Origin of the sequence: Mycolicibacterium novocastrense (genome assembly GCF_001570485.1) — a bacterium.
GTDB lineage: Bacteria > Actinomycetota > Actinomycetes > Mycobacteriales > Mycobacteriaceae > Mycobacterium > Mycobacterium novocastrense.
Genome location: NZ_BCTA01000036.1, coordinates 241,853 through 265,749, shown reverse-complemented (window position 1 = coordinate 265,749; position 23,897 = coordinate 241,853). Strand labels below are relative to the sequence as shown.

The following is a 23,897-nucleotide window of genomic DNA, read 5'->3' as shown; positions in this document are numbered from 1 at the left end:
TTTTCACTCACAAATCGCCGGGCCGGGCTAGCGGATTTCGAGGCCGGTGACCGCGCGGCCGATCACCAGGCGCTGGATCTCGCTGGTGCCCTCGAAAATCGTGAAGATCTTGGCGTCGCGGTGCATCCGCTCGACCGGATACTCGCGGGTGTAGCCGTTGCCGCCGAGAATCTGGATCGCCTCATCGGTGACGTAGACCGCGGTCTCGCTGGCCACCAGCTTGGCCATCGAACCCTCCGCGTTATCGAACGCCTTGCCGTTGCGCGCCATCCAGCCGGCCCGCCAAACCAGCATCCGGGCGGCGTCGATGCGGGCCTTCATATCGGCCAACTTGAATGCGATGGCCTGGAATTCGCCGATCTTGCGGCCGAACTGCTCGCGCTGACGGGCGTAGTCGAGTGCGTACTCATAGGCCGCGCGGGCCACGCCGACCGCCATCGCGCCGACCGTGGGCCGCGTGCGCTCGAACGTCGCCAACGCCGCCTGGCTCTTGGACCTCTTGCCCTCGCGCACCCGCGCGATGCGCTCCTCGAACTTGTCCCTGCCGCCGACGATCAGGTTGCCGGGGATACGCACGTCCTCGAGCACCACCTCCGCGGTGTGTGAGGCGCGGATGCCGTGCTTGAGGAACTTCTGACCCTGCCGGAAGCCGGGGGTGTTCGGCGGGATGATGAACGTCGCCTGCCCGCGGGTGCCGAGTTCGGGGTACACCGACGCGACGACGATGTGCACCTCGGCGATGCCGCCGTTGGTGGCCCACGTCTTGGTGCCGTTGAGCACCCACTCGTCGGTGGCCTCGTCGTAACGGGCGCGGGTGAGGATGGCGCCGACGTCGGAACCGGCGCCGGGTTCCGACGAGCAGAACGACGCGACCTTCGGTTCGTTGACGCTGCCGAACATCTGCGGCAGCCATTCGCCCATCTGCTCGGGGGTGCCGTTGGCGGCCAGCGACGCCGCCGCCAGGCCGGTGCCCAGGATCGACAGCGCGATACCCGCGTCGCCCCAGAACATCTCCTCGAACGCGACGAGCATGCCCAGACCGGACGGTTCGCCGGCCTGCTCGGCGAAGAACTCCATCGAGTACAAGCCGACCTTCGCCGCCTCCTGGATGATCGGCCACGGCGTCTCCTCGCGTTCGTCCCACTCCGCGGCGGCGGGGCGGACGACGTCGGCGGCGAATTCGTGTACCCAGTCCCGGACGTGGACGAGATCCGGCGAGAGCTCAAGCGAGAAGGACATGACGCTATCTTACTGCGGAGTAAGATAGCGGCGAAGTAATGTGTCACACCTAACAGCGCCGGCAGGACGGGAACGCCGCGATGACGATGGTCGAAGTCGAGCCGCAACCGCGCATCGACACGCTGGTCACACTGACCAACGGCGCCGACGCGCGGCGCACCGAGTACACCGGCAGCGCCTGGTTCGACGGCAAACCGCAAGTGTCCGGCCTGGCGTTGCGCAGAGCACCGAACGCGCCCAAAGGCATCCGCACGCCGAACTTCTCGGCGTCGTTCTTCCTCCCCGACAGCCTCCCGTACAACCGGGCCTCGCTGGCCGACGCGACGCTGTCGGTGTCGGTGGTTCTGCAGGCCTCCGGTGAGACCGGCGCGATCGTCGACGCGGCCGTGACGTTCACCGACGACCCGTCCGGCGCACCGACATGGCTGCAACTGCACGTGCACGGTCACATCGGCTGGCCGGCCGCCGTGGGCTACCGCGTCATCGCGCTGACGTCGCCCGACGCGGTTCGGTAGGGCACAAACGTCCACGTAGACTCGTCGGGCGGACTCAGCGCACGAAAACTTGGCGCACGAAAGCGCACGGAGAGGTACTACCTGCATGAGCGGCCATTCCAAGTGGGCCACCACCAAGCACAAGAAAGCCGTCATCGACGCCCGCCGGGGCAAGATGTTCGCCAAATTGATCAAAAACGTCGAGGTCGCCGCGCGTGTGGGCGGCGGCGACCCGGCGGGCAACCCCACGCTGTACGACGCGATCCAGAAGGCCAAGAAGTCGTCGGTGCCCAACGACAACATCGAACGCGCCCGCAAGCGCGGCAGCGGCGAGGAAGCCGGCGGCGCCGAATACCAGAACATCACCTACGAGGGCTACGGCCCCAACGGGGTCGCGGTGCTGATCGAATGCCTCACCGACAACCGCAACCGGGCCGCGGGCGAGGTGCGCGTGGCGATGACGCGCAACGGCGGCAGCATGGCCGACCCGGGTTCGGTGTCCTACCTCTTTTCGCGCAAGGGTGTCATCACCCTCGACAAGAACGACCTCACCGAGGACGACGTGTTGATGGCGGTGCTCGACGCAGGCGCCGAGGACGTCAACGATCTGGGTGATTCATTCGAGATCGTCTGCGAGCCAACAGATCTCGTTGCGGTGCGCACCGCGCTCCAGGATGCGGGTATCGACTACGAGTCCGCCGAAGCCGGATTCGTGCCCTCGGTGACGGTGCCGCTGGACGCCGACGGCGCGCGCAAGATCATGAAGTTGGTCGACGCGCTCGAAGACCTCGACGACGTCCAGGACGTCTACACCAACATCGACATTCCCGACGAGGTCGCCGCCGAACTCGACGCCGACGACTAGAGGGCCCGGGCTAGACCGTCAGGGCCACGCGGTAGTGGCGGTGGGCGAACAGCCAGGTTCCCTCGACGCGCACCAGTTCGTCGACATACTCGCCGACCAACTGGCGGACCGGTTGGTCGCGCAGCTTCATGAATTCCAGGCAGTACGAGCGCGCGTCGGCCCGGTCACCACACACCGCCAGCGACGCCATCTGAGTGAAGAACGCCATCTGCTCGATGGCCCCGAAGATGCCGTGCCAGTGGTCGCGCAGTTCGCTCTTGCCGTGGCATTCCCCGCCCGAACCGGTCCTGCGGCCGTCCTCGGTCCAGCACGCCAGATACGCGTCGAGATCGGTGCGCATGACCGCGTCACTGTAGATTTCGAGGCGCTCTCGAATGAGTTGTCTGTCTTCGGCCGGCCCGCTGAACGTCATTGGCTCATTATCGGGATGACCACTTCTACGAGCGGAGGCCGCTGCATGGCCAGGGTGACGGTGACCGACCCGGAGGGCGAAACGGTGACGGTGCGGCGCTGGTGGTGGCGCACCCTGCCGTGGCAGACCGGATTCGACACCTTGGACACGTTCTTCTTTCTGCTCATGTTGCCGTTCCTGGTGATGTGGCCGGTCTGGCTGGCACTGAAGTGGCTCGGCGTGTCGTGGAAGATCGTCATCGAACGTGACGGCTTGCGGGTCGGCCGCGAACGTGTGCGCGGCTGGCGCCGGTCCGGGGAGCGTATTCACGAGATCGCGGCGTCCGTGCAGGCGGGCACGTACCCGCTCGATCCGGTCGAGGAGCCCGCGGCGTCCTGAGCTGCCGTCAGCCCCTGCCGTTGGACCGCACGAGCTCGTCGTCGTCGCAGTCGATGGTGTGATCGAACGCCTTGGCGCGTTCCTCGGCTTCGGGGCTGCCGGAGAACATCCCGGCCGCCACGCGCTTGGTCTCGGCGGCGACCCCGCCACCCGTCTGTGGTTCCGGAGCCGCTTCGGCGGGCTGAATGCGATGGATCGGCACCACGCCGCCGGTGCGCTGCACCCAGTCGACAAGTCCCTCGCGGACCGCGCACTGCAGGTCGTACAGCGCACCGGCATTGTGCGCGCTGACCACGACACGCACGCGGACCACGCCACCGACCGCGTCGGTCACCTGCAGGACGCCGCGCCGGCCGTCCCAGAGGTCGCTTTCGGCCAGCAGCCGGTCCAGCTCGGCGCGCATGTCGTTGAACGGCACGTTGAAATCGACGTCGAACTCGACGGTGCCCATGATCTCGGTGGCGCTGCGGGTCCAGTTCTCGAACGGCTCGGTGGTGAAGTAGGTGGACGGCAACACGAGCCGGCGCTCATCCCAGATGCGCACGACGACATAGGTCAGCGTGATCTCCTCGATCCGACCCCACCACTGCCCGTTCTCGAGCTGGACGATGTCACCCACGCGAATCGCCCCGGAGAACGCGATCTGCATCCCGGCGAAGACCGCCCCCAGCGACGTCTGCGCGGCCAGGCCGGCGACCACCGACAACACACCGGCCGAAGCGAAGACCGTGGTGCCGATGTCGGAGAACGACGGGAACGTCATCAGGATCGCCGCACCGCCGAGGATGACGACGATCGCGATCGCGAGCCTGCGCAGCACCGTCACCTGCGTCCGGACCCGGCGCCACAGCCGGTCGGCGTCCGAGATCTCCTCACCGCCCCCGCCGTAACGCGCGATCATGCGCCTCTCGGCGACGCGGACAAAGCCCGTGACCAGCCAGGTGATCGAGGCGATCAGCAGGATCAGCAGCCAGTGATCCACCCACCCACGCCACGAGTCGGCAGTGTCGGACGTCCGTCGCACCGCGACCGTGGCCGCTATCACCATCAGCAGCATGCGCACCGGCTTGCGGGTGAGCACCTCGATGTCCTTGATCAGCGCGCTGCGACGGCTGATGCGCGCCATCAACCAGGTCAGCACCACCCCGAGCACGTACACGGCGGCGATCGCTCCAGCCGCCCAGGCCAGGGTGACGGCAATGTTGGTTGCAGTCTGCAGTTCGGTCTCGTCGGGCATGGGGATGAGGTCAACTCCACGAATCGAGGTCAGGTCCTCAATCGACGGTAGCCGTGTTGCCGCGGACGGAAACATCGGCTTCGGGGCGTCGAACGCGGATTCGGCCTTCTCACAAGCACAATTGGCGGGTGACAGTGGTACGCGACACAGGCGGCACCGAGTGGGGAATCAACAGGCGGTGGTGGCCGTTCCCCGGCGACGCGCTCGACCTGACGTTCGGATGGCTGGAGATCCTCGTCGGCGCGCTGTTTCTGGTGCTGTGGCCGTTCTGGTTGCTCGCCAAGTTCTGCGGCGTGCGCTGGGTGATCACCATCGAGCGCGACGGGCATCAGGTGGGGCGCGAACTGGTCCGCGGCTGGAACAGGTCGAAAGGCCGCATCAGCGAGATCGCGCTGGAGATCACCGCGGGCGGCCGTGGCGGCCAGTTCGTGATCTGAAGCGGGCGTGTCCCTGCCGAGTAGCGGGCCGACCGGCGGCTAAGCTCTCGAACAAGTGTTCACAGAAGGGCCGGACGTGCGGGTGATGGGAGTCGACCCCGGGTTGACGCGCTGCGGCCTGTCCGTCATCGAGGGCGGTACAGGCCGACAGGTCACCGCGCTCGACGTGGACGTGGTCCGCACCCCGTCGGGCGATCCGCTGCACCGGCGGCTGCTGGCGATCAGCGAGGCCGTGGAGTACTGGATGGACACCCACAAACCCGACGTGATCGCGATCGAGCGGGTTTTCTCCCAGCAGAACGTCTCCACCGTGATGGGCACCGCCCAGGCCGGCGGCGTGATCGCGCTCGCCGCGGCCCGCCGCGACATCGACGTGCACTTCCACACGCCCAGCGAGGTCAAGGCGGCGGTCACCGGCAACGGCAACGCCGACAAGGCGCAGGTGACCGCGATGGTCACCAGAATCCTTGCGCTGCAGGCCAAACCGACTCCGGCCGACGCCGCCGACGCGTTGGCCCTCGCGATCTGCCACTGCTGGCGGGCGCCGATGATCGCCAGGATGGCGGCGGCCGAGGCGCTGGCCGCCGAACAGCAACGCAAGTACAAGGCCACGCTCAAGGCCAAAGCGAAGGCGGCACGATGATCGCATCCGTTCGCGGTGAGGTTCTCGACATCGCACTCGACCACGTCGTGATCGAGGCCGGCGGGGTCGGCTACAAGGTGATGGCCACCCCGGCGACGCTGGCCACCTTGCGTCGCGGATCCGAGGCCCGGCTGATCACCGCGATGATCGTGCGCGAAGACTCCCAGACGCTCTACGGCTTCGCCGACGGCGACGCGCGCGACCTGTTCCTGACCCTGCTCGGGGTGTCCGGAATCGGGCCCAGCATCGCGCTCGGCGCGCTGGCCATGTACGACGGGCCGACCCTGCGCCAGGCCATCGGCGACGCCGACATCACCGCGCTGACCCGGATTCCCAAGGTGGGCAAGAAGACCGCCGAGTTGATGGCGTTGAGCCTGCGCGACAAGGTGGGCGCCGTCTCGCCATCGGGCGCGGCGACGGCGACGGGCAATGTGGTGCGTGGCCCGGTGGTGGAAGCGCTGGTGGGGCTCGGGTTCGCGGCCAAACAGGCCGAAGAGGCCACCGACAAGGTGCTGGCCAACGACCCCGAAGCCAATCAGTCGACCGCCTTGCGGGCGGCGCTCTCGATGCTGGGTAACAAATGAGCCGATTCGACGACGACGACGCCGCCGACGCCGACGAGCGCGAGGTCTCCCCGGCGCTGACGGTCGGCGAGGGCGACATCGACGCGAGCCTGCGCCCGCGCTCGCTGCAGGAGTTCATCGGGCAACCGCGCGTCCGCGAGCAGCTGCAGCTGGTCATCGAGGGCGCCAAGAACCGCGGCGGCACACCGGATCACATCCTGCTGTCGGGTCCGCCCGGGTTGGGTAAGACGTCGTTGGCGATGATCATCGCCGCCGAACTCGGCTCCTCGCTGCGGGTCACCTCCGGGCCGGCGCTCGAGCGCGCCGGCGATCTCGCCGCGATGCTGTCCAACCTCGTCGAGCACGACGTGTTGTTCATCGACGAGATTCACCGCATCGCCCGGCCCGCCGAGGAGATGTTGTACCTGGCGATGGAGGACTTCCGCGTCGACGTTGTGGTCGGCAAGGGCCCCGGCGCGACGTCGATTCCGCTCGATGTCGCACCGTTCACGCTCGTGGGGGCGACCACCCGTTCGGGCGCGCTGACGGGGCCCCTGCGTGACCGCTTCGGTTTCACCGCCCACATGGACTTCTACGAGCCCGCCGAACTGGAGCGGGTGCTGGCGCGTTCGGCGGGAATCCTCGGTATCGAGTTGGGCGCCGACGCGGGCGCAGAGATCGCGCGCCGGTCGCGGGGCACGCCACGCATCGCCAACCGGCTGCTGCGCCGGGTCCGCGACTACGCCGAGGTGCGCGCCGACGGGGTGATCACCCGCGATATCGCCAAGGCGGCGCTGGAGGTCTACGACGTCGACGAGCTCGGGCTCGACCGCCTCGACCGCGCCGTGCTGTCCGCGCTGACACGCAGTTTCGGCGGGGGACCGGTCGGTGTCTCCACGCTGGCGGTCGCGGTCGGCGAGGAGGCGACGACCGTCGAGGAGGTCTGTGAGCCGTTCCTCGTGCGCGCCGGGATGATCGCGCGCACACCGAGGGGACGCGTGGCCACCGCGCAGGCCTGGACGCACCTGGGCCTGACCCCGCCGAGCGGAGTCACCGGTCTGGGGCAGGTGGGTCTTTTCGACTGAGGAGGACGGCATGGGCAGCGGCACGATCCGGCTGGGCGGGTTGCTCGGCGTGGCCTGTTCCGGCGCGATCGTACCGGCGTATCTGGTCGGCTCACCGGAGACGCCGAAGGACACCGGAGCGGTGGACGCCTACTTCGACAGCGCAGCAACATTTCTCACGCTGAACGGCACGCTTGCGCTACTGCATCTGCTGTTCGGGCTGCTCTTCCTCGGCGTGCTCGTGTCGATGCTGCGGTCGGCGGCCGGGCCCACCGGCGCGGTGTACACCGCGCTGATCGGTGGGACGGTGTTCCTCGCACTGACCGCGGCCGGTCTGGCCGCCGAGGTGGCCGTGCCCGCAGCGATCGTGCGGTTCGACGACCTGACCGTGATGTCGTACTCGCAACCGTTCCTCGGCCTGGCGGTCTGGCTGTACCACTACAGCCATATCGGTTCGGCCGCATTGATATTCGCCACTGCGTACATCGTGTGGCGGACCGGTGTGCTGCCGAAGTGGTCGGCGGCCCTGGCGCTGCTCGGGCTGCCCGCGCTGCTGCACACCTGGATCGGGCTGCCCGGTGCGTACAGCGTGGCGGTCTGGGTCGCGTTGACCGGCCTGTTGATGTTGGCCATACCGCCGGTGGTGCGGGTGGAAAGTGTGGTCGCGTAATGGGTTTCGTCGGATTGTTCTTCGCGGGCCTCGCCGCCCTGCTGCACATCTACATCTGGGTGATGGAGTCGCTGACGTGGACGTCGGCGCGCACCAGAGCGACCTTCGGTCTGACCGAGGAGGAAGCGTTGGCCACCAAGGAGTTGGCCTTCAATCAGGGTTTCTACAACCTGTTTCTGGCCGTGATCACGCTCGCTGGAATCGTGATCGGCGCCGTCGGCTACAACGGGGTCGGCATCGCGTTGATCTTCGCCGGCGTCGGGTCGATGCTGGCCGCGGCGCTGGTGCTGTTGCTGTCCTCACCGGACAAGGCGAAAGCCGCTGTCACCCAGGGCATCTTCCCGCTGATCGCGATCGTGCTGTTGGCGGTGGCGGTCACGCTGTAGCCGAGTGCGTCGTCTACAGCAGCCCCAACAGTTCCAAGTCGGTGGCGTACTTGACGATGACCTCGCGCGTCACGTGCGGAATGTCCTTGTCCGGACCGATCTTCGCGTTCTGCACCGCCGTGCGGAACCGCTCCGTCGGGGCGATCGAACCCCGGATCGGGGTTGCGGGGCGCTGGTAGTTGTGCAGCAGCGGTAGCAGCGATGCCTGCCGCTGCCGTTCGGGCAGGCCGCGGATCGCGGTGTCGAATCGTTGTAGCCATGTGGCGTAGTCGCCGACGCGTTCAATCCGATGACCCGCATCGATCAGCCAGTCGACGAACTCGTCGAGCCCGATGCCGTCGTCGTAGGGGTTCATAACGTGGTAGGTCTCGAAACCCGGTTCGGCATCGTGGCCGACCTGCGCGCCCAGCGTCGAGACGGCCTCGGCGATGAACTCGACGGGAAGCCCGTCATAGTGCGCGCGTTGGCGGCGGCCCTCATCGTCGACCTCATAGAACGAGAACGGCGCGATGCCGGTCGCCACCAGGCTCAGGATCAACCGCGTGAACATGTCCGGCACATTGAGCTGACCGGCGTAGGTGGTGTCGGCCAGGATCATGTCGCAACGGAACACGGCGACCGGCAGCCCGCACAGGTCGTGCGCTTCGCGCAGCAACACCTCACCGGCCCACTTGCTGTTGGCGTACCCGTTGGCATAGGAGCCGTCGATCTTGCGTGTCGGGCTGATCAGCCGGATGTCGCCGTCCTCGGTGAACCGACCGGGCGCGATGCCCGCGCCGACACCGATCGTCGACACGTAGACGAACGGTTTGATCTTCGTCGTCAACGCGATGCGGATCAGCTCCGCGGTACCGACGGCGTTCGGGCCGAACAGCTGGTTGTAGGGCAGCACATGGTTGACCAACGCGGCGGGATCGACGATCAGGTCCACGGTGTCGGCGAGCCGCTGCCAGGTCGCACGATCGAGTCCCAAATCGGCCTCACCCTTGTCCCCGGCGATGACCTCGAGATGATCGGCGGCCAATTCCCGGTAGTGGCGAAGCAATTCGGGATCTCCCGAATCGAATGTCCGGTCCAACCGGTCCCGCGCCGAGGTATCGTCCTTCGCGCGGACCAGGCAGATCACCCTGCCTCCGACCATGGCCATCCGCTCGAGCCACTCCAGGGCGAGATAGCGGCCCAGGAAACCGGTCGCGCCGGTCAACAGCACCGTGCGCACCTCGGTGCTCGGACCCGGCAGTGCGGGCGCGCCGGCCAGAGTGCCGTCGTCGATGAACTTGTTCAATGTCAAGTCGCTCGCGTGTACCTCGGTTGCCTGATGCCCGTGCACCGATGCGAATGTCGCTCTCGTCGAACCTCCTTCGCGTGCGAACTCGATGTAGGCGGCGAGTGCGGCCAGGTCGTTGGCCGGGCTGACGATGACACCGACGGGCACCTCGATGTCGTAGATCTCGTTCAGCAGGTTGCCGAAGGTCAACGCCGACAAGGAGTCACCACCGAGGTCGGTGAAGTGCGCGCGGGGTCGCAGATCGGCCGCGGTGGCGCCGAGCAGGGCACCCGCAGCGCGGCTGACCGTCTCGATGACGGGCCCCTCGGAGCCGTGCCGACGCAGGGCACGCAGTTCGGCGGCTTGGCTGTCGGCGAGCTCGGTGTAGAGCGCTTCCAGCCGTTCGCCGTAGCGCTCCTTGAGCGCCGGGCGCGCGAGCTTGCGGATCCCCGTGAGCAGACCGTTCTCCAGGGTGAACGGCGTTGTCTCCATGATGAACTCACGCGGGATCTCGTAGGTCTGCAGTCCCGCGGTCCTGGCGACGTCCTGCAGGGACTGCGTGATCGCGGTCTTCAGTTCGTCGGCGTCGTGCCGGGCCAGCGCATCGCCGGTTGGCACGATCACCGCGAGCAGGTAGGAACGAGCGCTGTTGCCGTAGACGAAGATCTGGCGAATCAGCGGGCTGGTGCCAAACGTCGCTTCGAGTTTGGCCACCGTGACGAATTCGCCCTGCGACAGCTTCAGGACGTTGTTTCTGCGGTCGAGGTATTCCAACTGATCCGGTCCGACCTCGGCCACGATATCACCGGTCTTGTAATAACCGTCGGCGTCGAACACCGACGCGGTGATCTCCGGGCGCTTGTAGTAGCCCGGGAACATCGTGTCCGACTTGACCAGAAGCTCACCGCGCGGAAGTGGGCGATCGGTGCGGTAGTAGCCGAGGTCGGGCACGTCGACCAGGCGATAGTCGATGACCGGCGGCCGCGACACCCGTCCGTCGACGAAAATCGATCCTGCTTCGGTGGATCCGTAGCCGTCGGTCAGATGGAGGTCGAGCAGAGATTCGACGAATGCCTTCATCTCGGGCGAGATCGGCGCAGACCCGGTCATCGCGGAGATGAACCGGCCGCCCAACAGGTTTTGCCTCAGGTCGGCGATCACATCGGTCTCGGCGACCCAGCGGTCCACGCCGTCGCCGGTGCGGCGGTCGACCTCGGTTTGGAAGTGTTGGAACATCATGTCCCAGATGCGGGGGACGAAACTCAGCTGTGTCGGGCGCACCAGCGAGAGATCCTCGAGCAACGTCGACAGGTCACTCCTGGCAACGAAATACGCGGTGCCGCCGGCGCCCAGGGTGGCGTAGAGGATGCCGCGGCCCATCACGTGGCTCATCGGCATGAAGTTCAACGTGATCGACGGAAGCGCCGGCCCGCCGCCCCACATGGCCATGCTCGAGCGGCGCCAGAAGTTCGCCACCATCTCTCGCAGGTACATCGCGCCCTTCGGCGCCCCGGTACTGCCGGAGGTGTAGATCAGCAGCGCGAGGTCGTCGTGGGACCGGTCGGCCGGAACTGGAACGGGCAGTGCACGGCCGCGAGTCAGGACGTCGGTCAACGTCTCGATGCGCACACCGGTTCCGTCGAGGCGAGCCGCGGCGGCATCGATCGTCGCGCGGTGGTCGTCATCCTCGTGGTGGTAGTCGAACACGATCAGGTGTTGGGGCACATGGCCGTCGACGATCAACTCGAGCGCGTCGTCGAGGAAGTCGACGCTCGAGGCCATGGCGACCGGTTCGGTTTCGGCGAGGATGGGCCGCAACTGCGAGACGGGAGCGCTGGTCTGCAGGGGCACCGAGACCGCGCCCAGGTGCATGAGCGCCATGTCGACGGTCGCATAGTCGATGCTGGTGAAGCCGAGGATCGCAACGCGGTCACCGGGTCGCACCGGAACCCGTGTCAGTGCGGCGGCGGCGGCCTCGACACGATCCGACAACTCGCGGTAGGTGACGGTGTCGAAACGCGGAAGCAACTGGGCGGCGGTGCGTCCGGACGCCGGATCGGTGACGAACTCGACGGCGCGTTGCCCCAGTGCGGGTCGCTCGGCGTAGCCATCGAAGATCGTTCGCACGAGTTGGGGGAGAGGAAGACCGGCGGCTTCGATCGCATGAGCGACCCCTTGGGAGGGGCGGGCAGCGGCGAACTGCGGGTCTGTTTCGAACAAATCGGAAATGCGGCGCTCGAGTCGCGCTTCACGGGTAAGGGTCGTCATCAAGAAGTCCTTTGGACGAGCGTGGACTGCGGGGCGCGCCGTTGCGTCCACCAAAAACATCGATAGTCGATGTAAAAACTATTCCCGGCCTGGCTGGGAGCCTGCTGTGAGCGCCAGCAGTGCTTTTCCGCTAACGCCGGTTACGGAGGCGTCAGCGCGGGTAACCACGCCTCACGACCAAGGAGGCATCATGACCGACACGCGAGTACACCCCCGAGGTGGGCGTATGCGAATGCCGCGCAGTCGCGGCGCCACGAGTGGATTCCTGTTGATCCTGTTGGGCGCGTGGGGCGCCCTGGCTCCCTTCATCGGGCCCCTGTTCAACTTCGCGTACAGCCCCGACCAGGCGTGGACGTGGACGACCGGCCGGGGTTGGCTGGAGGTACTACCGGGCGTGGTGACGGTGCTGGGCGGCCTGCTCCTGCTGATGTCACGAAACCGTGCGACCGCATCGCTCGGCGGGTGGCTCGCCGTGGCGGGTGGCGTCTGGTTCATCATCGGCCGCGCGATGGCGGGCCCGTTGGGTATGGGTGACGCGGGTATGCCCGTCGCCGCCACCGAGGGCAAGCGCATCGCACTGGAGCTGACGTACTTCTACGGCTTGGGCGCGCTGATCGTGTTCCTGGGCGCGGCGGCGCTGGGACGCATTTCGGTGCGCAGCGTGCGCGACGTCGAGTGGGCCGATCGCCCGGCGACCGCGCACACCGTAGCCGACGAACCCGCGCTGGCCACCGCCGCGCCGGTTGCTGCGGCCGAACCCGCTCCAGCCCCCGGCCACACTCCACACACCGCCGGGCAGCCGGCGATGGCGGAGCAGCGAACCGAGGTCATCGGACCCACGGCCGAGGCCGCAAAACCGCGTCGCCGCGGCCTGCTCGACAGGTTCCGCTCTCGCGGCCATCGTGGCGGCCGGCTCGCACACCGGTAAGCATCAGCACAACCACAAAGCGCCCCACACAGGTTGTGGGGCGCTTTGCGTGTCACGGGCGGTGCGGGTGACGTAGATCCCAAATGTCGGCTCATGCGACGAGTTTCACCGCGTCCGTGTGACTCGTACGACTGCCTGCATCAGCAGTCGAAGCTAGCCTGGCTATGTAATCCACTCGACGTGCGCCTCTCGGTTGAACCCGGTCAACGGCGTTCGATATTGACGTCAATCTTGTCAGGAGGCCAACCATGTCCGACAGGCCTGGTATCACCGATTCCATTGTCGCGCGCCAGAATTCGGCTACCGCGATGTGTGAGGCGTTCGGCTTCCCCCAGGAGGACTGGCCGCTGTTCGCGCGGTTGGCCAGCGGCCCGACGACGCCTCACGACGAAGAGGCGCTGTACCAGTACATCGACGTCAAGATCGCCGAGCGTTGCTGGAAGCCGACCGACGACCTGTTGTCCAACTTGATCGACGTCGAGGTGGACGGCATCGAACTGACCGTCGACGACATCTACCGCTTCGTCTCCACGCTGATCGGCGTCAGGGTCTTCTGACCCATTGGCGATTTGTGGAGCCGCACCGGCGGTCAGCGCCGCTGACGCTCCACAAACCGCGCGGAACGTCAGCCCGTGTAGGCCATGACGTGCTTGATGCGGGTGTAATCCTCGAACCCGTACATCGACAGGTCCTTACCGTGGCCCGACGACTTGAACCCGCCGTGCGGCATCTCGGCCACCAGCGGGATATGCGTGTTGATCCACACGCAGCCGAAATCGAGGGCAGCCGAAACCCGTAGTGCGCGCGACACATCGCGCGTCCACACCGACGACGCCAATCCGTATTCGGTGCCGTTGGCCCACGCGATCGCCTCATCCTCGTCGGAGAACGACTGCACCGTGATGACCGGGCCGAAGATCTCCTGCTGGACCAGCGTGTCGTCCTGCCGCAGGCCGCCGATCACCGTCGGTTCGACGTAGAAACCCTTGTCCCCCTGGCGTCCTCCGCCGACCGCGACCGAGGCGTGTGACGGCACGTCTCCCAGAAACCCGAGCACCCGCTCCAACTGAGTGGAGTTGTTCACCGGCGGCACCCACGCGTCCTCGTCGTCGGCGGACCTGCCGTACGTCGTCGTCGCGGCACGCGCCTGCTCGGCCAGCGCCTCGGTCAGGTCCGAGGCCACCCGCGCCGTCGCGAGCACGCGCGTTGCCGCTGTGCAGTCCTGTCCGGCGTTGAAATAGCCCGCCGTCGCGATGCCTTCGGCGGCCGATGCGATGTCGCTGTCGTCGAACACGATCACCGGCGCCTTGCCGCCCAACTCCAGGTGCGTGCGCTTGAGGTGTCCGCCCGCGCTGACCGCCACCGCACGGCCCGCGGCGACCGAACCGGTGATCGACACCATCTGCGGAGTCGGGTGCGCCACGACGGCGGCGCCGGTTTCCCGGTCTCCGCAAACGACATTCAGCACTCCGGGCGGAAAGTGCCTGGCGGCGATCTGGGCCAGCATCACCGTCGTCACCGGGGTCGTGTCGCTGGGCTTGATGACGACGGTGTTGCCCGCCGCAACAGCGGGCACGAACTTCCAGATCGCCATCATCATCGGGTAGTTCCACGGGGCCACCTGCCCGATGACCCCGACCGGTTCGCGGCGGATCCACGAGGTGTGGTTCTCCATGTACTCGCCGGCCGACTTACCCTCCAGCATTCGCGCCGCGCCTGCGAAGAAGCGGATCTGGTCCACCATCGGGGGAATCTCTTCGGCCATCGTGACGTGGTTGGGCTTACCGGTGTTGCGACCCTCCGCCTCGACGAGCGCCTGGGCACTTGCCTCGACGTCGTCGGCGAAGTCCAGCAGCGCCTTCTGCCGCACCGACGGCGTGGTGCGCTTCCAGTCGGCGAACGCCTTCGACGCGGCGGCGTACGCGTTGTCGATGTCGGCCTCGTTGGAGATCGGTGCGGTGCCGTACCGCTCACCGGTCGACGGATCGACCAGCGGCATGGTGGCACCGCTGACCGAGTCGACGTTCTCGCCGCCGATGAAGTTCTGGACCTTGAAGTCGCTGGTCATTCGATCCTCTCTTCGGTACCGGGTTGGAGCACGTCGGCTCACGGTCTTCGGCCAGCAAGTCGCTGGTCGTCAGGGGCGGAAGGGAGCGCAGCGCATCGCCGAAGGCCCGCGAGACAACTACCGGCTCTCTTCGACGGTGCTCATCGAGCAAGAGCCTAACCAAGACAGCACCGATCCGGTTGATATCCGCGGGTGGGTGCCGGGGGATCCGCGGCCACACGGCGGAAACGCGACGGAATTCGTTGAGCCCGGATGTCTCGGAGCGCCCCGGCTGGCTTGCGGCCCGGGCAATGCGGGGTCTCATCGCGGTGGGCTGGTCGCCGCGGAAGCCCGCAATGGCACACTGGTCACTTATGGGCGCGCGCCTGAACCGGCGCTGCGCCGTGACCATATGACCTAACGAAAGACTCTGTCGCCATGGATTTGGTTGTCTTCCTTCCCCTGCTCATCGTGCTGGGCGCATTCATGTTCTTCGCGTCCCGCCGACAGAAGAAAGCCATGCAGGCCACCATCGACCTGCACGAATCGCTCCAGATCGATGACCGCGTGCACACCACGTCCGGTCTGGTCGGGACCATCAAGGGCATCACCGACGATGAGGTCGAACTGGAGATCGCGCCCGGTGTCGTCACCACCTGGATGAAGCTGGCGGTGCGCGACCGCATCACCGACGACGACGAGTTCGAGGACGACGAGCCCGAGTCGACCGCGACCGAGCTCACCGAAAGCCCCAACACCAAGACCGACGGCTGAGTCCGCGGGCGATCTTCACAGCCCGAGCCCGTAGTCTCTGCGGTGCTGACGAACCGATTCCGAGGAGACCTGACAAAACGTGGCATCGTCTTCGACGCCGGTGCACCCTGCCCGCTACCTCTCGCTCTTTTTGGTGTTGCTCGTCGGCGCCTACTGCCTGGTCTTTCTGACCGGAGACAAGAAGCCCGAACCCAAACTCGGCATTGATCTGCAGGGCGGTACCCGCGTCACTCTCACCGCCCGCACACCCGACGGGTCGCCTCCCACCCGCGAGGCGTTGGGCCAGGCGCAGCAGATCATCAACGACCGAGTCAACGGTCTCGGCGTGTCGGGCTCCGAGGTGATCATCGACGGCAACAACCTCGTCATCACCGTTCCCGGCAGCGAGAGCAGTGACGCCCGCAACCTCGGCCAGACGGCACGCCTGTACATCCGCCCGGTCGTGCATGTGATGCCCGCCGAGGTGCCGGGCGAGCAGCCGCCGATGGAGGGGCCGGCAGGCGCACCTCCGGGCGGTCCGATTCCCGGGATGCCGGGCTTGATCCCGGGTATGCCGGGAACCGAAGCGCCCCCCGGTGAGCAGCCTCCCGCCGGCCAACAGCCTCCCGCCGGTGATCAGCCGCCGGCCGATCCGGCCGCTCCACCGGCTCCGCAGCCGCGCCCCTACCCTCAGGAGCCACCCGCGCAGCCCGCACCGGAGCCGCCCCCGACACCGGGCAGCCCCGAGCCGACACCCGCGCCGGATGCTCCCGAACCGACGACCACTCCCACGTCACCCGAGGACATTCCGCTGGCGCAGCGCATCGCCGACGAGAAGCAGTTGCGGCAGAGCACCGATCAGCAGGTTCAGATCCTGGCACTGCAGTTCCAAGCCACCCGCTGCCACGAGGACGACGTTCTCGCGGGTAACGACGACCCGAACCTTCCGCTCATCACCTGCTCGGCCGACGGCAGGGAGGTGTACCTGCTGGACAAGTCGATCATCAACGGAGAGCAGATCCAGGACGCCACCTCCGGTCTCGACCAGCAGCGCGGTGAGTACGTCGTCGACCTCCAGTTCAAGGGCGATGGCGCGAAGACGTGGGCGGATTTCACCGCCGCCAACGTCGGGACGCAGACCGCGTTCGTGCTCGACACGAAAGTGATGAGCGCACCCGAGATCCGGGAACCGATCCCGGGCGGACGCACACAGATCAGCGGCCAGTTCACCCAGCAGTCGGCCCGCGAGTTGGCCAACGTGCTGAAATACGGTTCGCTGCCGTTGTCCTTCGAGTCGTCGGAGGCTGAAACCGTCTCCGCCACATTGGGTCTGTCGTCTCTGCGCGCGGGCCTGATCGCCGGCGCGGTCGGCCTGGCGTTGGTGTTGGCGTATTCGTTGCTCTACTACCGGATGCTGGGCGTGTTGACCGCGCTGTCGCTGATCGCTTCCGGTGCAATGGTTTACGCGATTCTGGTGCTTCTCGGCAGGTGGATCGGCTACACGCTGGACCTGGCCGGTATCGCCGGTCTGATCATCGGTATCGGTATGACGGCCGACTCGTTCGTGGTGTTCTTCGAACGCATCAAAGACGAGATCCGCGAAGGGCGTTCGTTCCGCTCGGCGGTGCCCCGCGGTTGGGCGAGGGCCCGCAAGACGATCGTGTCCGGCAACGCGGTGACGCTGCTCGCCGCGGCGGTGCTCTACGTCCTCGCGGTCGGACAGGTCAAGGGCTTCGCGTTCACCCTGGGTCTGACCACGATCCTCGACGTGGTCGTGGTGTTCCTGGTGACGTGGCCGCTGGTGTATCTGGCGTCGAAGTCGCCGACACTGGCCAAGCCTTCGTTGAACGGACTCGGTGCGGTGCAACAGATCGCCAGGGAGCGACGAGCGGCCGCGCACGCGACGGGACGGGACTGACATATGGCGCCCAAACAGTCATCGGACGAACCGCAGAGCACCGCCGTGGAGGCGCCGGACCTCGAGTCCGCCACGCCTCGCCACGGCTTCTTCGTCCGCCTCTACACCGGCACCGGGGCCTTCGAGGTCATCGGCAAGCGCAAGCTGTGGTACGCGGTCAGCGGTGCGATCGTCCTGGTGTGCCTGGCCAGCATGCTGCTGCGCGGCTTCACCTTCGGCATCGACTTCGAGGGCGGCACCAAGGTGTCGATGCCGACCGCGACCGAATCGGGCACCGTGACCACCCAGCAGGTCGAGGACGTCTTCAGCCAGACGCTGGGTAAGAGCCCGGAGTCGGTGGTCGTGGTCGGCAGCGGCGGATCGGCCACCGTGCAGATCCGGTCTGAGACGCTGACCAACGAGGAGACCGAGGAGCTGCGCACCGCGCTGTTCGACGCGTTCAAGCCCAAGGGGGCGGACGGGCAGCCCAGTAAGCAGGCCATCAGCGATTCCGCGGTGTCGGAGACGTGGGGCGGGCAGATCACGCAGAAGGCGCTCATCGCGCTGGTGGTGTTCCTGGTGCTGGCGACCATCTACATCATGCTGCGTTATGAGCGCTACATGTCGATCGCGGCGATGGCGACGCTGGTGTTCGACCTCGTGGTTACCGCCGGCGTCTACTCACTCGTCGGCTTCGAGGTCACCCCGGCCACGGTGATCGGCCTGCTCACGATTCTCGGCTTCTCGCTCTATGACACCGTCATCGTGTTCGACAAGGTCGAGGAGAACACCCACGGCTTCGAGCACACCACGAGACGCACCTTCGCCGAACACGCCAACCTCGCCGTCAACCAGACCTTCATGCGGTCCATCAACACCAGCCTCATCTCCGTGTTGCCGATCGTGGCGCTGATGGTCGTGGCGGTGTGGCTGCTGGGTGTGGGCACGCTGATGGACCTGGCGCTGGTGCAGTTGGTCGGCGTCATCGTCGGTACCTACTCGTCGATCTTCTTCGCGACCCCGCTGCTGGTGACGCTGCGCGAGCGCACCGACCTCGTGCGTAACCACACCCGCCGGGTGATGAACCGTCGCAAGAACGCGTCGGCCAGGGCCTCCCAGGCGGAGGGAGCTGACGAAGACGCCGCCGAGCCGGAGACCGTCGGGGCCGCCGCGCCCGCGCGTGCCGAGGCCGCGACGAGGACTACGCCGCCGCCGGACAAACCCGCGCCGGGGGCGCGTCCGGTGCGACCGAGCAGCAGCCGGACCGGACGTCCGTCGGGTAAGCGCGACACGCGGCGGCGGTAGGGGATGAGCGCCGGCAAGCGGGCGGGCACACAGCCCGCGAGGGCAGTGAGCCCGATCCGGCGTTGCGGTGCTCTGGCGGCGGCACTGGTGCTCGCGGCGTCGTTGGCGTCGGCGTGCACGCGCAGCCCTGCCGACAGCATCGACTACGCCGTCGACGGCACGCTGATCACCTATAACACCAACACCGTCGCCGGCGCCGCTTCGGCAGGCCCGCAGGCGTTCGCTCGGGTGCTGACCGGCTTCAACTACCACGGACCCGACGGCCAGATCGTCGGCGATCACGACTTCGGGACCATCTCGGTCGTCGGTAGACAACCGCTGGTCCTCGACTACGAGGTCAACGCGAACGCGGTGTACTCCGACGGCAAACCGATCACCTGCGACGACGTCGTGTTGGCGTGGGCGTCGCAGTCCGGCCGGTTCCCGGACTTCGACGCGGCCAGCCGCGCGGGCTACAGCGATATCGCGACGGTGGACTGCACGCCGGGGCAGAAGAAGGCGCGGGTGTCGTTCGCCCCCGATCGTGGTTTCGTCGACTTCGGGCAGCTGTTCTCCGCGACGTCGATGATGCCGTCGCACGTCATCGCCGACCAATTGGGTCTCGGCGACGGCGGAGTCACTCGGGCCATTCTCGACAACGACGGTGCCGCGGTGGAGCGCATCGCCGCGGTCTGGAACACCGGCTGGGACCTCAAGCCTGATCTGGACCTGAAGCGGTTCCCCTCGTCGGGGCCCTACAAGCTGGAATCGGTGACCGAGGACGGGGCCGTGGAGCTGGTCGCCAACGACAAGTGGTGGGGCGCCGAGCCGGTCACCAAGAAGGTCACCGTGTGGCCGCGCGGCGCCGACATTCAGGAGCGCGTCAATCAGGGCGCCTACGACGTCGTCGACATCGCCACCGGATCGTCGGGCACGCTGAACATGCCCGATGACTACGTGCGCACGGATGCCCCGTCGGCCGGCATCCAACAGCTGATATTCGCGCCGCAGGGGCCGTTGGCGGCTCCGCCGGCTCGCCGCGCGCTGGCCCTGTGCACGCCGCGCGACGTGATCGCGCGCAACGCCGAGCAGCCGATCGCCAATTCGCGGCTCAATCCCGCGTCCGAGGACGCCTACAGCGGGGCCGAGGCCGGTCTTGAGCCCGGACAGTTCGTCGCCGCCAATGCCGACGCCGCCCGGGCCGCGCTCAACGCGCGCCCCCTGACCGTGCGCATGGGGTACCAAAGCCCGAACGCGCGGTTGGCGGCGACCGTCGGCGCCATCGCCAAGGCGTGTGCGCCGGCCGGCATCACCGTCGAAGATGCCGCAGGCGACGCCGTGGGCCCACTGTCCTTGCGCGACAACAAGATCGACGTGCTGATCGCCAGCACGGGCGGCGCCGCGGGCAGCGGGTCGACCGGTTCGTCGGCGATGGACGCCTATCAGTTCCACACCGGAAACGGCAACAACCTGCCGCGCTACTCCAATCCGCAGGTGGACCGGGTCATCTCGGCGATCGCGATCACCAACGATCCCAAGGAGATGGCCCGGCTGCTCGGCGAGGGCGGCCCCGTGCTGTGGGCCGACATGCCGACGTTGCCGCTGTACCGCCAGCAGCGCACGGTGCTGACGTCGAAGAAGATGTTCGCTGTGAGCAGCAATCCGACGCGGTGGGGCGCGGGATGGAACATGGACCGTTGGGTGTTGGACCGGTGAGCTCAGGCGGAGAAGACATCTCGACCCTGATCGCGAGGATGATGCGCGAGGTGCCCGACTTCCCGGAACCGGGCGTCGCGTTCAAGGACCTCACCCCGTTGCTGGCCGACGCGCGTGGGCTGGCCGCGGTCACCGATGCGCTCGCCGATGTCGCCCGCGGCGCGGACCTGGTGGCGGGCATCGACGCGCGCGGCTTCTTGCTCGGCGCGGCGGTCGCGTTGCGGCTGGGGACGGGTGTGTTGGCGATCCGCAAGGGCGGCAAGCTGCCGCCGCCGGTGTTCAGCGAGACCTATGCGCTCGAATACGGCACGGCCACGCTGGAGATTCCGGCCGACGGGGTCGACCTGGGCGGCCGCAAGGTGCTCATCATCGACGATGTGCTGGCCACCGGCGGCACCGCGGCCGCGGCGGTCAAGCTGCTGCAGAACGCCGGCGCCTCGGTACCGGGCGCCGCGGTGCTGCTCGAGTTGACCGCGCTGGGCGGCCGCGAAGCGCTCGATCCGTTGCCGGTCACGTCGCTGTACCGGGTCTGAGGGATATCCTCGAAGGCGCGCGTGCGACGCCGCTGTCGAGACACGAATGAGCGCTTCGGCGTGAACGACCAGACCGGGAGGTGACCATGGCTGAGGAACCCGGCACGGGCCAGGCCGTGCAGTCAGCGCCGCCCGGCGCCCAGATCCCCGAGACGCAGCCGCTGGAGATGCCGAAGCCCTCCGCGAGCGCGTCACGCCGCGTGCGGGCCCGGTTGGCGCGCCGGATGACGTCGCAACGCAGTGCGATCAACCCGGTGCTGGAGCCGCTGGTCGCCGTCCACAAGGAGATCTATCCGAAGGCCAATCTGCAGTTGCTGCAGCGGGCCTACGAGGTGGCCGAGCGGCGGCACGCCGATCAGCTGCGCCGCTCGGGTGATCCCTACATCACCCATCCGTTGGCGGTGGCCAACATTCTGGCCGAGCTCGGCATGGACACCACCACGCTGATCGCGGCGCTGCTGCACGACACCGTCGAGGACACGGGTTACACCCTGGAAGCGTTGACCGAGGAGTTCGGCACCGAGGTCGGCCATCTGGTCGACGGCGTCACCAAGCTGGACAAGGTCGCGCTGGGCACCGCCGCGGAGGGCGAGACCATCCGCAAGATGATCATCGCGATGGCGCGGGACGCGCGCGTGCTGGTGATCAAGGTCGCCGACCGACTGCACAACATGCGCACGATGCGTTTCCTGCCGCCCGAAAAGCAGCAACGCAAGGCGCGCGAGACGCTGGAAGTCATTGCCCCACTTGCACATCGGTTGGGTATGGCAACGGTCAAGTGGGAACTCGAAGACCTCGCCTTCGCGATTCTGCATCCCAAGAAGTACGAGGAGATCGTGCGGCTGGTCGCCGACCGTGCGCCGTCGCGCGACACCTACCTGGCCAAGGTGCGCGCCGAGATCACCGCGACGCTCAACGCGTCGAAGATCACCGCCGTCGTCGAGGGCCGCCCCAAGCACTACTGGTCGATCTATCAGAAGATGATCGTCAAGGGCCGCGACTTCGACGACATTCACGATCTCGTCGGCGTGCGCATCCTCTGCGACGAGATCCGGGACTGCTACGCGGCTTTGGGCGTGGTCCATTCGCTGTGGCAGCCGATGGCGGGACGGTTCAAGGATTACATCGCCCAGCCGCGCTACGGCGTGTATCAGTCGCTGCACACCACCGTGGTCGGGCCCGAGGGCAAGCCGCTGGAAGTGCAGATCCGCACCCACGACATGCACAAGACGGCCGAACTCGGTATCGCTGCGCACTGGCGCTACAAGGAAACCAAGGGCCGCAACGCCGTTCCGAACCAGCACTCGTCGGCCGAGATCGACGACATGGCCTGGATGCGACAGCTCCTGGACTGGCAGCGGGAGGCCGCCGACCCCGGCGAGTTCCTCGAATCGCTGCGCTACGACCTTGCGGTGCAGGAGATCTTCGTCTTCACCCCCAAGGGTGATGTCATCACGCTGCCGACCGGGTCGACGCCGGTGGACTTCGCCTATGCGGTGCACACCGAGGTCGGTCACCGCTGTATCGGTGCTCGGGTGAACGGCCGCCTCGTCGCGTTGGAGCGCAAGCTCGAAAACGGGGAAGTGGTCGAGGTTTTCACGTCCAAGGCGCCCAACGCCGGACCGTCGCGCGACTGGCAGACCTTCGTGGTCTCGCCGCGCGCGAAGGCCAAGATCCGGCAGTGGTTCGCCAAGGAACGCCGCGAGGAGGCGCTCGAAGCCGGTAAGGACGCCATCGCCCGCGAGGTTCGGCGCGGCGGGCTTCCGTTGCAGCGCTTGATGAACGCCGAGTCGATGGGGGCGCTGGCCCGCGAACTGCGGTACGTCGACGTCTCGGCGCTCTACAGCGCGGTGGGTGAGGGGCATGTCTCCGCGCGGCACGTGGTGCAGCGGCTGGTCGCCCAGGTCGGTGGCGACGAGGAGGCCTCCGACGAGCTGGCCGAACGGTCGACGCCCGCGACGATGCCGGTGCGCCAACGCACCAGCGACGACGTCGGGGTGGCCGTGCCGGGTGCTCCCGGTGTGCTGACCAAGCTCGCCAAGTGCTGCACGCCGGTGCCCGGCGACAACATCCTGGGTTTCGTCACCCGCGGCGGCGGGGTCAGCGTGCACCGCACCGACTGCACGAACGCCGGGTCGCTGCAGCAGCAGTCGGAACGGATCATCGACGTGAAGTGGGCGCCGTCGCCGTCGTCGGTGTTCCTGGTCGCCATTCAGGTCGAGGCGCTCGACCGGCACCGGTTGCTGTCGGATGTCACGCGGGTGTTGGCCGATGAAAAGGTCAACATTTTGTCCGCATCGGTGACGACGTCCAACGACCGGGTGGCCATCAGTCGGTTCACCTTCGAGATGGGCGACCCCAAGCATCTGGGCCATGTGCTCAACGTCGTGCGCAATGTGGAGGGTGTGTACGACGTCTACCGGGTCACGTCCGCGGCGTGAGCCGCAATTGGGCAGAAGCGGCGTAGCCCGCAAATTTCGCCGAAGCGCGTCAATTTTTGCCGGTTCTGGGATACTGCGACGATGCGGCCCGCGGTAATCGTCTTGCTCGTCTCTCTGGGAGTAGCCGTCGCCGGTTGCGGATCGACGATCAAACCGGAAGGGGCTGCACAGGCCGTCGTCGACCTCGTCTCCGAGCAGACCGGGTTCAAACCCACCGACGTGAAGTGCCCCGAGGGCGTCGAGGCCAAAGAGGGCGCGAAGTTCGAATGCAAGTTCACTGGACCCGAGGGCGAGGAGTACACCGCGAACATGCGGGTGACCAAGGTCGAGGACGAGGACGTCGAGTTCTACATCGAGACCGCCCCGGCTGAGTAG

General features: G+C 67.2%; 23 protein-coding genes. 18 read left to right on the top strand and 5 right to left on the bottom strand.

The window, feature by feature from the left end; all coding sequences use genetic code 11:
• Positions 1–27: 27 nt before the first annotated feature.
• On the bottom strand, positions 28–1,239 hold the full coding sequence (locus RMCN_RS14310; RefSeq protein ID WP_064415804.1) for an acyl-CoA dehydrogenase family protein: 1,212 nt from the start codon (positions 1,237–1,239) through the stop codon (positions 28–30).
• An 80-nt stretch (positions 1,240–1,319) separates the two neighbouring features.
• On the opposite strand from RMCN_RS14310, the gene RMCN_RS14305 reads away from it, so the two are divergent.
• The gene (locus tag RMCN_RS14305; protein WP_067390236.1) at positions 1,320–1,754 is read left to right on the top strand and encodes a hypothetical protein; all 435 of its coding nucleotides are present in this window, start codon (positions 1,320–1,322) and stop codon (positions 1,752–1,754) included.
• Between the two features lie 85 nt (positions 1,755–1,839).
• Positions 1,840–2,598: a YebC/PmpR family DNA-binding transcriptional regulator gene (locus RMCN_RS14300; RefSeq protein WP_067390234.1), complete on the top strand. Its 759-nt coding sequence runs from the start codon at positions 1,840–1,842 to the stop codon at positions 2,596–2,598.
• Between the two features lie 10 nt (positions 2,599–2,608).
• Here RMCN_RS14300 and RMCN_RS14295 read toward each other — a convergent pair whose 3' ends face one another.
• Positions 2,609–3,010: a YybH family protein gene (locus RMCN_RS14295; RefSeq protein ID WP_067390230.1), complete on the bottom strand. Its 402-nt coding sequence runs from the start codon at positions 3,008–3,010 to the stop codon at positions 2,609–2,611.
• A 45-nt stretch (positions 3,011–3,055) separates the two neighbouring features.
• Between RMCN_RS14295 and RMCN_RS14290 the strand changes: the two genes are divergently transcribed.
• A complete protein-coding gene (locus RMCN_RS14290) occupies positions 3,056–3,388 on the top strand; it encodes a hypothetical protein (protein ID WP_064415800.1) in 333 nt (110 codons plus the stop codon).
• Between the two features lie 7 nt (positions 3,389–3,395).
• On the opposite strand, the gene RMCN_RS14285 is transcribed toward RMCN_RS14290, so the two are convergent.
• The gene (locus RMCN_RS14285; protein ID WP_067391137.1) at positions 3,396–4,625 is read right to left on the bottom strand and encodes a mechanosensitive ion channel family protein; all 1,230 of its coding nucleotides are present in this window, start codon (positions 4,623–4,625) and stop codon (positions 3,396–3,398) included.
• A 128-nt stretch (positions 4,626–4,753) separates the two neighbouring features.
• On the opposite strand from RMCN_RS14285, the gene RMCN_RS14280 reads away from it, so the two are divergent.
• The 6 genes from RMCN_RS14280 to RMCN_RS14255 all read left to right on the top strand — a co-directional run bounded on the left by RMCN_RS14280 (position 4,754) and on the right by RMCN_RS14255 (position 8,388).
• A complete protein-coding gene (locus tag RMCN_RS14280) occupies positions 4,754–5,062 on the top strand; it encodes a hypothetical protein (RefSeq protein ID WP_067390227.1) in 309 nt (102 codons plus the stop codon).
• 76 nt (positions 5,063–5,138) lie between these two features.
• On the top strand, positions 5,139–5,705 hold the full coding sequence (gene ruvC / locus RMCN_RS14275) for a crossover junction endodeoxyribonuclease RuvC (RefSeq protein ID WP_064402843.1): 567 nt from the start codon (positions 5,139–5,141) through the stop codon (positions 5,703–5,705).
• Positions 5,702–6,289 (top strand): Holliday junction branch migration protein RuvA, encoded by a 588-nt coding sequence (gene ruvA, locus RMCN_RS14270; protein WP_064415797.1) that lies wholly within the window; start codon positions 5,702–5,704, stop codon positions 6,287–6,289. The genes ruvC and ruvA overlap by 4 nt, the downstream gene beginning before the upstream one ends.
• The gene (ruvB, locus tag RMCN_RS14265) at positions 6,286–7,353 is read left to right on the top strand and encodes a Holliday junction branch migration DNA helicase RuvB (protein ID WP_067390220.1); all 1,068 of its coding nucleotides are present in this window, start codon (positions 6,286–6,288) and stop codon (positions 7,351–7,353) included. Before ruvA ends, ruvB begins: the two co-directional genes overlap by 4 nt.
• A 10-nt stretch (positions 7,354–7,363) precedes the next feature.
• Positions 7,364–8,002 carry a hypothetical protein gene (locus RMCN_RS14260; protein WP_067390217.1) on the top strand — a complete coding sequence of 213 codons (639 nt, stop codon included), beginning with the start codon at positions 7,364–7,366 and terminating at the stop codon, positions 8,000–8,002.
• A complete protein-coding gene (locus tag RMCN_RS14255; RefSeq protein ID WP_067390214.1) occupies positions 8,002–8,388 on the top strand; it encodes a DUF1304 domain-containing protein in 387 nt (128 codons plus the stop codon). Before RMCN_RS14260 ends, RMCN_RS14255 begins: the two co-directional genes overlap by 1 nt.
• 13 nt (positions 8,389–8,401) lie before the next feature.
• Here the strand turns inward: RMCN_RS14255 and car are convergent, their stop codons facing one another.
• Positions 8,402–11,923 carry a carboxylic acid reductase gene (car, locus tag RMCN_RS14250; RefSeq protein WP_067390211.1) on the bottom strand — a complete coding sequence of 1,174 codons (3,522 nt, stop codon included), beginning with the start codon at positions 11,921–11,923 and terminating at the stop codon, positions 8,402–8,404.
• A 190-nt stretch (positions 11,924–12,113) separates the two neighbouring features.
• Between car and RMCN_RS14245 the strand changes: the two genes are divergently transcribed.
• Positions 12,114–12,851, top strand: a complete 738-nt coding sequence (locus tag RMCN_RS14245) for a hypothetical protein (protein ID WP_067390208.1) — start codon at positions 12,114–12,116, stop codon at positions 12,849–12,851.
• A 248-nt stretch (positions 12,852–13,099) separates the two neighbouring features.
• A complete protein-coding gene (locus RMCN_RS14240; RefSeq protein ID WP_067390205.1) occupies positions 13,100–13,408 on the top strand; it encodes a cytochrome P450 family protein in 309 nt (102 codons plus the stop codon).
• A gap of 68 nt (positions 13,409–13,476) precedes the next feature.
• Here RMCN_RS14240 and RMCN_RS14235 read toward each other — a convergent pair whose 3' ends face one another.
• Positions 13,477–14,919 (bottom strand): gamma-aminobutyraldehyde dehydrogenase, encoded by a 1,443-nt coding sequence (locus RMCN_RS14235; RefSeq protein ID WP_067390202.1) that lies wholly within the window; start codon positions 14,917–14,919, stop codon positions 13,477–13,479.
• Positions 14,920–15,336: 417 nt separating this feature from the next.
• Here RMCN_RS14235 and yajC point away from each other — a divergent pair, with 417 nt between their 5' ends.
• From yajC to RMCN_RS14200, 7 genes are all read left to right on the top strand, one after another.
• Entirely contained in the window at positions 15,337–15,672 is a 336-nt protein-coding gene (gene yajC / locus RMCN_RS14230; RefSeq protein WP_064415788.1) for a preprotein translocase subunit YajC, read from the top strand.
• A 79-nt stretch (positions 15,673–15,751) separates the two neighbouring features.
• Positions 15,752–17,569, top strand: coding sequence for a protein translocase subunit SecD (secD, locus tag RMCN_RS14225; protein WP_064415787.1), 1,818 nt, complete (start codon positions 15,752–15,754; stop codon positions 17,567–17,569).
• 3 nt (positions 17,570–17,572) lie between these two features.
• Positions 17,573–18,853 (top strand): protein translocase subunit SecF, encoded by a 1,281-nt coding sequence (gene secF / locus RMCN_RS14220; RefSeq protein ID WP_064415786.1) that lies wholly within the window; start codon positions 17,573–17,575, stop codon positions 18,851–18,853.
• 3 nt (positions 18,854–18,856) lie between these two features.
• A complete protein-coding gene (locus RMCN_RS14215) occupies positions 18,857–20,548 on the top strand; it encodes an ABC transporter substrate-binding protein (protein WP_084377396.1) in 1,692 nt (563 codons plus the stop codon).
• A complete protein-coding gene (locus tag RMCN_RS14210) occupies positions 20,515–21,081 on the top strand; it encodes an adenine phosphoribosyltransferase (protein WP_067390199.1) in 567 nt (188 codons plus the stop codon). The genes RMCN_RS14215 and RMCN_RS14210 overlap by 34 nt, the downstream gene beginning before the upstream one ends.
• Before the next feature lie 86 nt (positions 21,082–21,167).
• Entirely contained in the window at positions 21,168–23,522 is a 2,355-nt protein-coding gene (locus RMCN_RS14205) for a RelA/SpoT family protein (protein WP_067390196.1), read from the top strand.
• Between the two features lie 81 nt (positions 23,523–23,603).
• On the top strand, positions 23,604–23,897 hold the full coding sequence (locus RMCN_RS14200; RefSeq protein ID WP_067390192.1) for a DUF4333 domain-containing protein: 294 nt from the start codon (positions 23,604–23,606) through the stop codon (positions 23,895–23,897).